This is a genomic window from Alishewanella agri BL06, from assembly GCF_000272005.1.
GTDB classification, from domain to species: Bacteria; Pseudomonadota; Gammaproteobacteria; order Enterobacterales; family Alteromonadaceae; genus Alishewanella; species Alishewanella agri.
Map to the genome: position 1 here is coordinate 46,146 of NZ_AKKU01000012.1, position 13,112 is coordinate 59,257.

Genomic DNA, 13,112 nt, shown 5'->3' on the forward strand with positions numbered 1-13,112 from the left:
TTCAAATAAAAAACGCGCCATCAAAGCGCGCTTTCTGCATCACAACCAAGCTTAACGCACAATACCACGGCTGGCATTGGCGATAAAATCAGTAAAAACTTTTAGCTCGGGCACCTCTGCCGCCTTGTCGGCCAGGGCCGCTAAAGCTTCAGGTACTGTTTGGCCCTTACGATAGACTTCTTTATAAGCCCGGCGCAGTTCTAGCAATACTTCAGCGCTAAAACCACGGCGCTTCAAGCCTTCGGTATTCATACCGGCCGGTACGCAGGGCGAACCATGCACCATCAGATAAGGCGGCACATCTTTTAATACTATAGAGCCACCACCGCAAAAACTGTGGGCGCCAATATGCACAAACTGATGCACGCCAGTCATACCGCCTAAGATCGCCCAATCACCAATATGCACATGGCCGGCCGCCTGCGCGCCACTGGCAAAAATAACATGGCTGCCAATCACACAGTCATGCGCAACATGGGTGGTATTCATAAACAGGTTATGGCTACCGATGATGGTCTGGCCTTTATCCTGAATGGTACCGCGGTGCACCGAGCAGCCCTCACGGAATACGTTGTAGTCGCCGATTAGTAACTCGGTTGGCTCGCCCTTATATTTTTTGTCCTGACAGGCTTCACCAATACTGGCAAATTGATAAAAGTGATTACCTTTACCAATCTTTGACGGCCCTTTGATGGCGACATGCGACTCTAATACACAGTCATCACCCAGTTCGACATCATGGCCGACATAACAAAAGGGCCCGATCTTTACATTCTGACCAAGTTTAGCGCTTGCTTCAATTACCGCGGTAGGATGGATCACGTTACATCTCTCTTCTGGCACACATCAGTTCAGCGCAGCACACTACCTGGCCGTCGACCTTGGCTTCGCCATAGAATTTCCACATGTTCCGCCGCTCCTTCAGGAACTTCACTTCCAGGATCATGGTATCACCTGGTACTACCGGTTTTTTAAAGCGCGCTTCGTCAATGGCTGCAAACAAATACAGCTCGTTTTCGCTACGCTCTGTGACGGTTTTAAAACCGAGGATACCGGTAGCTTGCGCCAGAGCTTCCAGGATCAGCACACCCGGGAAAATCGGCATCCCCGGGAAATGACCGGTAAATACCGGCTCATTCATGGTGACATTTTTCACCGCGGTCAGACTCTCGCCCGGCGTATAATCCAGCACTTTATCGATTAATAAAAACGGATAACGATGCGGCAATAATGCCATAATTTCCTGAATATCCAGGCTATTAAGTTGATTAGCCAAAATTAATCCTCTGTGGCTGCGGTAGCGTTGTCACTACTGCCAGCTAATTGTTTTTCTAGTTGTTTTACCCGCTGATACAGCTGATCAATCTGCCGTAATTTCGCCGTATTGCGACGCCATTCGGCATTGGTCGTGGCCGGTAAACCTGAAGTATAGACGCCTTTTTCCGTCACCGGTTTCATTAGCATCGCCATGCCGGAGATCTGAGCGCCATCGCAGATCTCAATATGGCCATTGATCACTGCAGCGCCGCCTATTATACAGTAACGGCCGATGGTAGTACTGCCGGCGATAGTGGTACAACCAGCCATAGCCGTGTAATCACCAATCTTCACGTTATGAGCAATTTGGCACAGGTTATCGATAATCACATTATTGCCAATTACCGTATCTTCAATAGCACCGCGATCAATACAGGTGTTGGCACCGATTTCACAATCATCGCCGATGCGAACTGAACCGGTCTGCGGGATCTTTAACCAACGGCCACGTTCATTAGCAAAACCAAAGCCGTCAGCACCGATTACCGCACCGCTTTGAATCACACAACGCTGACCAATACTCACCCGATGGTAAATACTGACATTGGCCCAAATTTTAGTATTGGCACCAACTACCGCACCTTCACCGATAAAGCAACCGGCACCAATTTGCGCGCCAGCCGCAATAACAGCATTAGCTGAGATCACCGCTTTAGCGCCGATGGCTGCATCAGCGGCAATACTGGCGCTGGGATCTATTACTGCGCTAGGGTGAATACCGGGCTGAGCACTGGCCGGTGTGGTATCCAGTAGTTGTGCGGCCTTGGCGAAGGCGACATAGGGGTCGGCTACCACCAGCACATTAACGCCCGGCGCCACAAAGGGCACATCATCGGCTTTAACCAGTACCGCACTCGCCGTGCTTTGTGCCAGATAGGGCCGGTATTTACTATTGGATAAAAAACTTAACTGGCCAGCGCCAGCATTTTCTAGGGACGCAACAGCAGAAACGCCGCAAGCGGCGTCTCCAATAAGCTCTGCGTTAAGCTTTTCAGCTAAGACAGATAACAGAATCACGAGATTAGTTCGCCTTGCTTACCTGCTGAATCACTTTCTCAGACAGGTCGAATTCTGGTTTGGCATAAACCGCAGCATTGGCATTTAATACCACATCAAACTTTTCGCGTTCAGCCACCACATCGATAGCGGCTTTGATCATACCCAGAATACGGTTACGTTCTTCGGCCTGGCGTTGACGGATCTGCTCATCTAACGGACGCGCCAGATTCTCATACTGTTCACGTTGTTTGTTTACTGAAGCCGTTAATTCCTGTTGCTGCTTTTCACTCATGGTTGGGCCATCGCGACGCAGTTTTTCGATGTTAAAGCTAATGTCTTTTTCCAGCTTGCTAACTTCTTCGATTTTCGCAGCAAACTCAGTGCGGATGATTTCCTGCACCTGCTGTGATTGCGGGATGCTGGCGGCGACGGCCTGCACATCTACGAAACCGATTTTAACTTCTCTGGCCTGCAGGCTACCGGCACACAGCATGGTGGCGACGACAAAAACAGCAGACTTAATTAAATTACTTTTAAACATCTTAATTCCTATCATGTTTTAGAAGGTTGTACCAATATTGAAGCTAAAGTTTTCTTGTAAATCGCCTTCGTATTTTTTAATGATTTTCGCCAGGCTGAAGGTGAGAGGGCCCATTGGCGAAATCCATTGCACCGACACACCAGCTGAGGCGCGGATCAATCCAGGATCAGAGTAATCGACCAGCAGCGGCTCACGGTTGTCTTGCCGCAACTGTACCAAATTGGCATAGCGATTAATATCAAATTCTGTGTCCCAAACGTTACCGGCGTCAATAAATAAACTGGTACGTACTGAGTTGCGGTTTTCATCTTTCAGGAACGGTGTTGGTGTTATCAACTCCAGCGTTAGCATCGCCATCGCATTACCACCAATTGACCGTGTAGACACATTATAGTTGTCATTTACAGGGTCACTTGGGAAAGAACTGTTACCACCGATAGGATCCGGCACCCCTGGTACCACATTAGCGCCGCGGAAAATGGCGTGCGGGCCGATAATCCGGTTTTCAAAGCCACGTAAGTTCTGGCCACCACCGTAGAAATTCTCGGTGAACGGTAAGGTATAGTCATAGCCATCTTTGTCACCATAACCATTACCATAGCCCAGTTCCAGCTTGCTGCGGAATGACCATTGATGATCGCGACTTAGCGGAATATATTGCTGCGCTTCAAACTGCGTTTTGAAGTATTGCAAGTCGGAGTTAGGGGTGGTCGCACGCAACGTCAGACTAAACATCCGACCTGCAGTCGGGAATAAACCACGGTTTAACGTACTGTGCATCCAACCGGCACTTAACTCATAGTTAGTAAAGTTGTAGCCACCATCCGGATTGCGGGCATCTAACAGCACTGCGCGGAAATGCCGCAATTGATCATATTCATTAATCGAATTGATCTTGTTCACCGAGACGTTACCACCAAAATTCAGACGGTTATATTCGTTAATCGGATAACCAATGCTGCCACCCACGCCATAACGTTTCTGGTTGTAGGCTTCCAGGTTAGACGAGGCACGGCTGTAATCGAGATCAGAATAGAACAGCTGACCGCCCAGGCTGACACCGTCGAGCGTAAAATACGGGTCGGTGTAAGTCAGACTAACACCTTTCTGGTACTTGTTAGTATTTAAACTAATGCCTGCGGCGTTACCTGAACCCAGGAAGTTATTTTGTTCAACACCAATCTGGAACGACAAGCCCTGGAAACTGCCATAAGAGACGCCGGCATTAAAACTACCCGATGGCTGCTCTTTAATAGTAAAACCAACATCAACCAAGTCATCAACACCAGGCACCGGCGCAGTATCAAACTCGACTTTTTCGATATACATCAGACGTTGGATCCGCTCTTTCGACAACTCCAACGCATCATTGGATAACCAGGCCCCTTCCATCTGCCGTAATTCGCGGCGAATGACTTCATCCCGGGTGTTGGCATTCCCTTTCACGTCAATCCGTCGCACGTATACGCGCTTACCCGGATCAACGCTGATGGTCAGTGCCACTTCTTTAGTATCATCGTTAATGTTAGGAATGGTGCGGACTTTCGAGTTGGCATAACCAAAACGCGCCAGTAAGCGGGCAATATTTTCTTCAGTAAAGGTGACTAAAGCGCCATTATATAACTGGCCTTTTTCCAACGGCAGAATAGAACGAATGATTTCTTCCTGACCAATTAAATCACCAACGAAGTTAATATCACTGATTTTGTATTGTTCGCCTTCGGTCACATTTAAGGTGACGTAAACCGAGGTTTTATCCGGGCTCACCGCTACCTGTGAAGAATCGACATTAAAACGTAAATAACCACGATCCAGGTAGTAACTATTAATCTTTTCGATGTCCCCCTGCAAGGTTTGCTTCTGATAACGATCCGAGGTCCAGAACCGCCACCACGGCATATCCTGCTTCGACTCCACCACACTGAGTAATTCATCATTACTAAACAAGGTGTTGCCAACAATGTTAATCTGGCGCACCGAAGCCGGATCACCCTCTTCAAATTCAAACTTCAGATTGACGCGGTTACGTGGCAGGTACGTGACCTTAACCTCAACCTTGGCCTGATATTTACCCACGCCGTGGTAAAATTCTGTCAGACCATTTTCAATATTTTTCAGAATCGTCTTGTCCAGCGGCTCACCCACGACAATGCGGTTACCGGCCAGACTTTCCGACAGTTGCTCTTCTTTAATATCCTTGTTGCCATCAAACTCGATATTATTGATGGTTGGCCGCTCACGCAGCCGGTAAATAACGGTATTGCCATCACGGAACACCCGGATATCATCAAAATGGCCAGCGCCATATAGCGTACGGATACTGCGCGACAAGGTGTAGTCGGTCACCGTATCGCCAACATTAAACGGCAGATTATTCAGGGCCGCGCCTAACGCCACCCGTTGCAGACCTTCTACCTGAATGTCCTGTACGATAAAAGATTCTTCAGCAAACACTGAGTGACTGCCTGTAGCAAGCAAGATCGCAGCTACTAATCGCTTAATTGTCATTATTTGAACTACTTATGATTAGTTTATTACAAACGAGAAATATCGTTGAGCAGCGCAATTCCCATTAACATCAGCAGGACTAAAGCACCGAAGCGAAAACCTATTTCCTGCGCTCTCTCAGAGACAGGTTTACCGCGTATTAGTTCCACCACAAGATACATTAAATGGCCGCCATCCAAAATAGGCAGCGGCAATAAATTGATCACCGCCAGATTGACACTGATCAGTGCCATAAAGGACAGAAAGGCGATTAACCCCATACTGGCCGTGCTACCAGCCCCCTGAGCGATTGAAATTGGCCCGCTTAAATGTTTCACCGAGACATCACCGGTTAACAGCTTGCCCACCATCGCAAAGCTCAAACGTGTTAACTGCCAGGTTTGGGCAAAGCCCTCACCAATGGCCGCGAACACGCCATAGCGCTGGGTATAAATCAGATCATCTGGCCAGGGTGTAATTTGTGGCACTATGCCAAGCATCCCCTGGCTAAAACCATCGGCGCCAGTGGTTAAGGCTGGCGTTGCCACTAGCTGTAATGTCTGGCCATCCCGGCTAATCTCTAACTGCAGCGGCTGCTCTGGATGATTTCTGATCCACTGTTCGATCTGCTGCCACTCAGTTACCGGCTGGCTATTAATCGTCAGAAGGGTATCACCCACTTGCAAACCTGCCGCTTCCGCCGCTGAGCCTGGCGTTATTTGGGCCAGCGTCGTGGTTGCTTTCGGGCCAAGCAGTTGTAATCCCAAACTGGAGAATACCGACTGCTGATCGGGATTAAATTGCCAATCCCGGGTATCCAGTACCCGTTGCCGTTCGGCTAAACTGTCGCGGTCTTGCACCGTCAACGTAATTTGTGGCCGGCCGAGCTGTTCCACCAACAATAAGTTTGCACTACGGATATCTCTTACCGTGCGGCCATTAATCGCTTTTAACTGCTCGTTCTCGCGCACGCCGGCCGCAGCGGCTATCGAAGCGGGCTGCGCACCGCTAAATACCGGCTTAACTTCCGGCACACCGACCAGATACATCAGCCAGAGTAATAAAATCGCAAAAATAAAATTGGCGCCGGGTCCAGCGGCAATAATCGCCATCCGTTGCCAAACGCTTTTATGATTAAACGCCAGATCACGAAACTGTGGTAGCACCGGGTCAATTCGCTCATCCAGCATCCGCACATAACCACCCAACGGGATAGCGGCCACCACAAACTCGGTACCCTGGCGATCGCGCCAACTAAATAACGCCTTACCAAAACCGATAGAAAAACGCTTTACCAGCACACCATTTTTACGTGCTACCCAGAAATGACCAAACTCGTGCACGGTCACTAAAATACCCAGTGCAACGACAAAACTCAGTACATTCCATAACAAGGCTAACATCAGATTTTTCCTAGCTGTGCCTGGGCATAAACCCGACTTTGATGATCCAGCGCCAATATAGCATCCAGACTCCGGGCATCATAGCCAGCAAATTTTGCCAAGGCTCGCTGATTTAGTTCACTAATACCGGGAAACGACAATTCACCACGCAAAAACGCCGCCACTGCGACTTCGTTAGCCGCATTTAGGGCGGTAGTCGCGCCCTGGCCGGCGGCACAGGCCTCTATCGCCAAATAGAGATTGGGATAACGGGCCGGCTCTGGTTTACTAAAGGTGAAGGCTGACAACTGAAAGAAATCTAATGGAGGCACCGGACTACTGATCCGCTCCGGGAACGCCAGAGCATGGGCAATAGGGGTGCGCATATCCGGTTGACCAAGCTGAGCCAATACCGAACCATCACTATATTGCACCATAGAATGAATAATACTTTGTGGGTGAATCACCACCTGAATATCGTCCGGCGAACAATTAAACAGCCAGCGCGCTTCGATAAATTCCAGCCCCTTATTCATCATGGTGGCGCTATCAACCGAGATTTTCTGGCCCATACTCCAGTTTGGATGTGCGACAGCTTCGGCCGGTGTCACCTCAGCAAAACCGGCTAAGGGTCGATGCAGAAAAGGCCCGCCGCTGCCGGTGAGCAGCAAACGGCTAATGCCATGCTCGGCAAGCCGACCACGACCGGCTGCCTGTTGTAACGCCAGCGGTAAACATTGAAAAATGGCGTTATGTTCACTATCAATCGGCAATAAGGTGGCACCATGGGCTGCGACTTTCTGCATAAACAGCTCGCCGCTCATCACCAGTGCTTCTTTGTTAGCCAAAAGCACGCGTTTACCAGCTTCGACGGCCGCCAGCGTAGGCAGTAAACCTGCGGCGCCGACAATCGCCGCCATCACCATATCGGCATCCGGATGGGCAGCCAGTTCAATCAGACCTTGCTCACCGGCTAACACCTCGGTTGGCAGACCAGCCTGCCGTAGCCGAAACTTCAGCTCAGCGGCTGCAGCAGGATCTTGCATCGCCGCATAACGGGGCCTGACCTGCACACATTGCGCAAAAAGTTTATCGACGGCAGTAGCGGCGGTTAACGCCAGTACCTGGTATTTATCCGGATGCTGTGCGACAACCGACAAGGTGCTGCAACCAATAGAGCCAGTCGCCCCCAGAATCACCAACTGCTTCATAGAAACTGTTTACCCAAAAAGGCCAGCAGCAATGCATACAAAGGTGCGGTAGCCGTCAGGCTGTCAATCCGATCTAAAATGCCGCCATGGCCGGGTAAAAACGCGCCGCTGTCTTTTTTACCGGCAACACGTTTAAACATACTCTCACTTAAATCGCCAAATACCGATAACAAAGTCAGGGCTATCGCCGCCAGGTACCAGTGCCAGCTGACGCCAGGCCAGCTCTGCCAGCTAAGTAACGCCGTCAACACTAATAACACCAGACCTAAGCCACCGAGCAAACCTTCCAGCGTTTTACCGGGGCTGACTTTAGGCAGCAATTTGGTTTTTCCAAACGGCTTACCGACCAGATAGCCACCAATATCTGCCGCCCAAACTAAACCCAGTAAGGCAAAAATCAGCCAGCCACCATAGAACGACGATTGTTCGTAGCCGATGTTGCGGATAAAGATCAACGCCGCCCAGGCTGGCAATAAAGTACACCAACCCATTAGGGCCCGGCGCCAATCGCTACTGGCCCACAGATGTTGGCTCGCCGGAAAACTCAGCACCAGCACAATAGCGAGCAACCACCAGGCAGCGCCCAGTAACAAGATACTGAGTAAAGGGGTGTTATTCAGCAGGGAGCCGGCAGTATCAAAGGTTGTCAGGGCATAAAATACCGCCATTAATATCGCGGTCAGTGCAACATAGCTGGCCCGGCTACGACGATTGGCCAAACCACAAAAACCGCTCCACTCCCACGAGCCGAGCAAAAACGCTGCAGACAGTACGGCAGCAAAGCCCGATAAGGGCAAATAAAATACTGCTGCCAGCGCCAGCGGCGCCAGAATTAAAGCAGTGATCACGCGTTGCTTAAACAATATTGTTATCCTTTATTATTTGCTGCAGCAAGCTCTCGAATCTGCGCCCCGGTGCAACCGAAACGCCGTTCACGATTAATATAAGCGGCAATCGCCTCTGAAAACACCTGTTGGTCAAAGTCAGGCCACAGCGTTTCAGTAAACCAGAACTCGGCATAAGCAGCCTGCCACAACAGAAAATTACTGATCCTTAGATCACCGCCAGTACGGATCAGTAAATCCAGTTCCGGCTGCTCTGCCATTTGCACCTGAGCACCTAATGTCTGTTCGGTAATGTCTGCTGGCTGCAACTCACCACCTTGTACCTGTTCTGCCAGCTTCCGGCAGGCCGCGACGATGTCCCAACGCCCACCATAATTAGCCGCAATATTTAACGTCATGGCAGTGTTTTCGGCCGTCAGTTGTTCAGCCTTACGAATGCTTTGCACCAGCTTATCGCTAAATGCCGATAAATCGCCAACAATTTTCAAGCGGATATTATTTTTGTGCAGCGCCTTAACTTCTTTCTGCAAGACCATTAAGAATAGCTGCATTAAGGTGCTGACTTCCTCTTCCGGCCGCCGCCAGTTTTCACTACTAAAGGCAAATAAGGTCAGCGATTGAATACCCAACTCGCGACAAAAACTGACGCTGCGCCGGACCGCTTCAACCCCTTTTTTATGACCCCAGACTCTTGGTTTACCCTGCCGCTCGGCCCAGCGTCCATTGCCATCCATGATAATCGCCACATGTTGTGGCAAACTTTGCTGTTTTAGCTGAGGTACTGCAGTCATCCGTAGAACCTGTGTTGTTATTATTGCCAAAAGACGGTTAGGCTATAGCACTGCGACGGAGTTCAGCCTGGCATTAACAAAAAGCGCCGCGGAGTATAACTGACACGGCGCTTTTATGACGCTATAACCAGAAAATCGACGTTGCAAGTCCGGTTTAGACTTCCATCAGTTCCTTTTCTTTCTCGGCCAGCACATCATCCACTTTTTTCACGAACAGATCAGTGATCTTTTGGATCTCATCTGCGGCCTTACGCTCATCATCCTCACTAATTTCTTTATCTTTTAGTAAGGCTTTAAAATCGGCATTGGCATCACGACGGATATTGCGAATGGCGACCCGGCCGCCCTCAGCTTCACCGCGTACTAATTTAACTAAATCTTTGCGACGCTCTTCGGTCAGTGGTGGCAGCGGCACCCGAATCACCGTACCAGCAGACATTGGGTTTAAGCCCAGGTTAGAAGCCATAATGGCTTTTTCTACCGCCTGCGTCAGACTTTTATCGAAAACGGTAATCGCCAGAGTACGGGAGTCTTCAATAGAAACGTTAGCAACCTGACGCAGTGGCGTATCTGCGCCATAATAAGAAACCTGAATACCATCTAACAGGCTTGGGTGAGCACGGCCGGTACGAACTTTGGTTAGTTGGCTTTTCAGCGCGTCTACGCTTTTTTCCATCCGGACTTTTGCGTCAGCAATAATGTCGTTAATCACGATCGTTATCCTTTTATTTATCCAGCTGTGGCGCCAACGGCGCCATTAGGCCGGCTAGTTTACTGTAAATTTTCCTGATGGTCGATGGTTGTGCCTTCGGCCTCCCCCATAATCACCCGCTTTAAGGCGCCGGGTTTGTTCATATTAAACACCCGGATTTGCAGATTATGGTCGCGCGCCAGCGTAAAAGCGGCTAAATCCATCACTTTAAGTTCTTTATCCAGCACTTCGGTATAGGTGAGTTGGCTGTATAGCGTAGCATTAGGATCTTTAACCGGATCGGCAGAATAGACGCCATCCACCTTAGTGGCTTTTAACACCGCATCAGCTTCAATTTCAATGCCGCGTAAGCAGGCAGCGGAGTCAGTGGTAAAGAATGGGTTACCGGTACCGGCAGAGAAAATCACCACCCGGCCCGATTTTAATAAACTGATCGCTTCAGCCCAGCTATAGGCATCACAGACGCCATTTAATGGGATGGCACTCATCATGCGGGCGTTCACATAAGCCCGGTGCAGCGCATCACGCATCGCCAAACCGTTCATTACGGTGGCTAGCATCCCCATATGGTCGCCGACCACCCGGTTCATCCCGGCTTTAGCCAGGCCTTCACCGCGGAAAATGTTACCGCCGCCTATCACGATACCAACCTGCACCCCCAGTTCAACCAGTTCTTTAATTTCCTGGGCCATGCGGTCAAGCACTTTCGGATCGATACCAAAGCCTTCATCGCCCATCAGGGCCTCACCACTGAGTTTTAACAGAATGCGCCGATACATAGGTTTTGGATTGATACTCATGGTTACCCCTAGTGCTGTTGGTGTTGTTATGCAGTTATACCCGTCATCCTTGCAGATACGGCGGTGTTAGCTCCCCGTATCTGCAATGCTTTTGGGTGTATGCGAGCCGGGCAAAAAAAAACCGCGACTTAGGTCGCGGTTATTTTAGCGTTTTTACGCCATTTGCTAAAGCGCAAATTACTTCTTGGCAGCAGCGATTTGAGCCGCAACTTCAGCCGCGAAGTCTTCTTCTTTCTTCTCAATACCTTCGCCCACTTCCAGACGAATGAAAGAAATGGCTTTGGCACCGTGTTGCTTCAGGAATTCGCCAGTCGTGATTGACGGATCTTTCACGAACGGTTGACCTGTTAAGCTCACTTCGCCAGTGAACTTAGTCATCCGGCCAGCAACCATTTTCTCAGCGATTTCTTGTGGCTTGCCAGAGTTAACCGCGATTTCAACCTGGATTTGACGCTCACGCTCAACCACTTCAGCAGAGACATCTTCCGGGTTAACATAACCTGGATTGTTTGCTGCAACGTGCATTGCTACGTCTTTGGCGATATCTTCGTTACCACCTTCCAGCACGGCTAATACACCGATACGGCCAGAGTGGATGTACTGACCGATCACTGCGCCAGTTACTTTAGCGATACGACGTACGTTGATGTTTTCACCGATTTTGGCAACCAGAGTAGCACGGGTATCTTCAACCGAAGTACCATTCAGATCAGCCGCTAACAGCGCTTCAACGGTGTCGATGTTCTGAGCTTGCGCCAGATCAGCAACGCTGTTGGCGAAGGCCAGGAAGCTGGCGTCACGGGCTACGAAGTCAGTTTCGCAGTTAAATTCAATGGCCAGACCTACACCGTTAGCAACGCGGGTTAATACCACGCCTTCAGCAGCGATACGGCCGGCTTTCTTGGCAGCCTTGGCTAAGCCGCTTTTACGCATGGCGTCGATTGCCGCTTCGATGTCACCACTGGTCTCTTCTAACGCTTTTTTACAATCCATCATGCCAGCGCCAGTGCGCTCGCGTAATTCTTTAACTAATGCGGCAGTTACAGCCATGGGAGCTTCCTCGTAATTTAGTTCAGACAAACAGGGGCGAGACGCCCCTGTTGCAAAGTGATCCTGCAGTTCAGCCGAGCTTAAACCCGGCTGATGACAGAATAATTATTCTGCTTCAACGAAGGCTTCAGCTTCAGCCTGGACTTCGATGTTTTTGTCACGACCTTCCTGGATGGCTTGACCAACAGCGCCCAGATATAACTGGATAGCGCGGATGGCGTCGTCGTTGCCAGGGATTACGTAGTCAACACCTTTAGGATCTGAGTTAGTATCTACAATAGCTACTACCGGGATACCCAGGTTGTTGGCTTCTTTGATCGCGATATGCTCGTGGTCAGCGTCGATAACGAATAATACGTCCGGTAAGCCGCCCATCTCTTTGATACCGCCTAAGCTCTTTTCCAGCTTGTCCATCTCACGGGTACGGTCTAAAGCTTCTTTCTTGGTCAGCTTGTCGAAAGTACCGTCCTGGCTTTGTGCTTCCAGGTCTTTTAAACGCTTGATTGACTGACGAACAGTTTTCCAGTTAGTCAGCATACCACCTAACCAGCGGTGGTTTACGTAGAACTGGTCGGCTTTCACTGCGGCTTCTTTGATTGCTTCTGAAGCTGCACGCTTAGTGCCTACGAACAGGATTTTGCCTTTTTTGGCAGCGACTTGCTGAATGAACGCCAGCGCATCATTCATCATTGGAACAGTTTGCTCCAGGTTGATGATGTGAACGCGGTTACGGGCGCCGAAAATGAACGGCTTCATTTTTGGGTTCCAGTAACGGGTTTGGTGACCGAAGTGTACGCCCGCCTGGAGCATGTCGCGCATTGAAACTTTTGCCATGATAATTTTCCTGTAAAGGGGTTAGGCCTCCATGCATCCCATATGCCGACCCGACTCTCGTCAGGCACCCCGGAATATGTGTCGATGCATGTGTGTTATTTAATTTAGGGTTTGTGCAGCGTCGCTGCCGACAAAAACCTTTA

Annotated in this window: 13 protein-coding genes; all 13 read right to left on the minus strand. The window is 49.8% G+C overall.

Features of this window, described 5'->3' with window-relative positions:
• Positions 1 to 51: 51 nt before the first annotated feature.
• The 13 genes from lpxA to rpsB all read right to left on the minus strand — a co-directional run bounded on the left by lpxA (position 52) and on the right by rpsB (position 12,969).
• A complete protein-coding gene (lpxA, locus tag AGRI_RS06875; RefSeq protein WP_008984254.1) occupies positions 52 to 822 on the minus strand; it encodes an acyl-ACP--UDP-N-acetylglucosamine O-acyltransferase in 771 nt (256 codons plus the stop codon).
• Between the two features lies 1 nt (position 823).
• Positions 824 to 1,276 (minus strand): 3-hydroxyacyl-ACP dehydratase FabZ, encoded by a 453-nt coding sequence (gene fabZ, locus AGRI_RS06880; protein ID WP_008951400.1) that lies wholly within the window; start codon positions 1,274 to 1,276, stop codon positions 824 to 826.
• A gap of 2 nt (positions 1,277 to 1,278) precedes the next feature.
• Positions 1,279 to 2,334 carry a UDP-3-O-(3-hydroxymyristoyl)glucosamine N-acyltransferase gene (gene lpxD, locus AGRI_RS06885; RefSeq protein WP_008984255.1) on the minus strand — a complete coding sequence of 352 codons (1,056 nt, stop codon included), beginning with the start codon at positions 2,332 to 2,334 and terminating at the stop codon, positions 1,279 to 1,281.
• A gap of 4 nt (positions 2,335 to 2,338) precedes the next feature.
• Positions 2,339 to 2,857: an OmpH/Skp family outer membrane protein gene (locus AGRI_RS06890; RefSeq protein ID WP_008984256.1), complete on the minus strand. Its 519-nt coding sequence runs from the start codon at positions 2,855 to 2,857 to the stop codon at positions 2,339 to 2,341.
• Between the two features lie 18 nt (positions 2,858 to 2,875).
• On the minus strand, positions 2,876 to 5,365 hold the full coding sequence (bamA, locus tag AGRI_RS06895) for an outer membrane protein assembly factor BamA (protein WP_008984257.1): 2,490 nt from the start codon (positions 5,363 to 5,365) through the stop codon (positions 2,876 to 2,878).
• 26 nt (positions 5,366 to 5,391) lie between these two features.
• Entirely contained in the window at positions 5,392 to 6,747 is a 1,356-nt protein-coding gene (gene rseP / locus AGRI_RS06900; protein ID WP_008984258.1) for a sigma E protease regulator RseP, read from the minus strand.
• Positions 6,747 to 7,937, minus strand: a complete 1,191-nt coding sequence (gene ispC / locus AGRI_RS06905; protein WP_008984259.1) for a 1-deoxy-D-xylulose-5-phosphate reductoisomerase — start codon at positions 7,935 to 7,937, stop codon at positions 6,747 to 6,749. The genes rseP and ispC overlap by 1 nt, the downstream gene beginning before the upstream one ends.
• Positions 7,934 to 8,800 (minus strand): phosphatidate cytidylyltransferase, encoded by an 867-nt coding sequence (locus AGRI_RS06910; RefSeq protein WP_008984260.1) that lies wholly within the window; start codon positions 8,798 to 8,800, stop codon positions 7,934 to 7,936. Before AGRI_RS06910 ends, ispC begins: the two co-directional genes overlap by 4 nt.
• A gap of 5 nt (positions 8,801 to 8,805) precedes the next feature.
• On the minus strand, positions 8,806 to 9,573 hold the full coding sequence (gene uppS, locus AGRI_RS06915; RefSeq protein WP_008984261.1) for a polyprenyl diphosphate synthase: 768 nt from the start codon (positions 9,571 to 9,573) through the stop codon (positions 8,806 to 8,808).
• Between the two features lie 154 nt (positions 9,574 to 9,727).
• Entirely contained in the window at positions 9,728 to 10,285 is a 558-nt protein-coding gene (gene frr, locus AGRI_RS06920) for a ribosome recycling factor (RefSeq protein WP_008984262.1), read from the minus strand.
• 59 nt (positions 10,286 to 10,344) lie between these two features.
• On the minus strand, positions 10,345 to 11,085 hold the full coding sequence (gene pyrH, locus AGRI_RS06925; RefSeq protein ID WP_008984263.1) for a UMP kinase: 741 nt from the start codon (positions 11,083 to 11,085) through the stop codon (positions 10,345 to 10,347).
• Positions 11,086 to 11,262: 177 nt separating this feature from the next.
• Positions 11,263 to 12,135 carry a translation elongation factor Ts gene (gene tsf, locus AGRI_RS06930; protein ID WP_008984264.1) on the minus strand — a complete coding sequence of 291 codons (873 nt, stop codon included), beginning with the start codon at positions 12,133 to 12,135 and terminating at the stop codon, positions 11,263 to 11,265.
• 105 nt (positions 12,136 to 12,240) lie between these two features.
• Positions 12,241 to 12,969 (minus strand): 30S ribosomal protein S2, encoded by a 729-nt coding sequence (gene rpsB, locus AGRI_RS06935; protein WP_008984265.1) that lies wholly within the window; start codon positions 12,967 to 12,969, stop codon positions 12,241 to 12,243.
• Positions 12,970 to 13,112 lie beyond the last annotated feature (143 nt).

Bases quoted from the DNA above. Each gene is read 5' to 3' on its own strand.
- AGRI_RS06890 (WP_008984256.1), bottom strand. From the start codon at position 2,857: ATGTTTAAAAGTAATTTAATTAAGTCTGCTGTTTTTGTCGTCGCCACC.
- bamA (WP_008984257.1), bottom strand. From the start codon at position 5,365: ATGACAATTAAGCGATTAGTAGCTGCGATCTTGCTTGCTACAGGCAGT.
- rseP (WP_008984258.1), bottom strand. From the start codon at position 6,747: ATGTTAGCCTTGTTATGGAATGTACTGAGTTTTGTCGTTGCACTGGGT.
- ispC (WP_008984259.1), bottom strand. From the start codon at position 7,937: ATGAAGCAGTTGGTGATTCTGGGGGCGACTGGCTCTATTGGTTGCAGC.
- uppS (WP_008984261.1), bottom strand. From the start codon at position 9,573: ATGACTGCAGTACCTCAGCTAAAACAGCAAAGTTTGCCACAACATGTG.
- pyrH (WP_008984263.1), bottom strand. From the start codon at position 11,085: ATGAGTATCAATCCAAAACCTATGTATCGGCGCATTCTGTTAAAACTC.
- tsf (WP_008984264.1), bottom strand. From the start codon at position 12,135: ATGGCTGTAACTGCCGCATTAGTTAAAGAATTACGCGAGCGCACTGGC.
- rpsB (WP_008984265.1), bottom strand. From the start codon at position 12,969: ATGGCAAAAGTTTCAATGCGCGACATGCTCCAGGCGGGCGTACACTTC.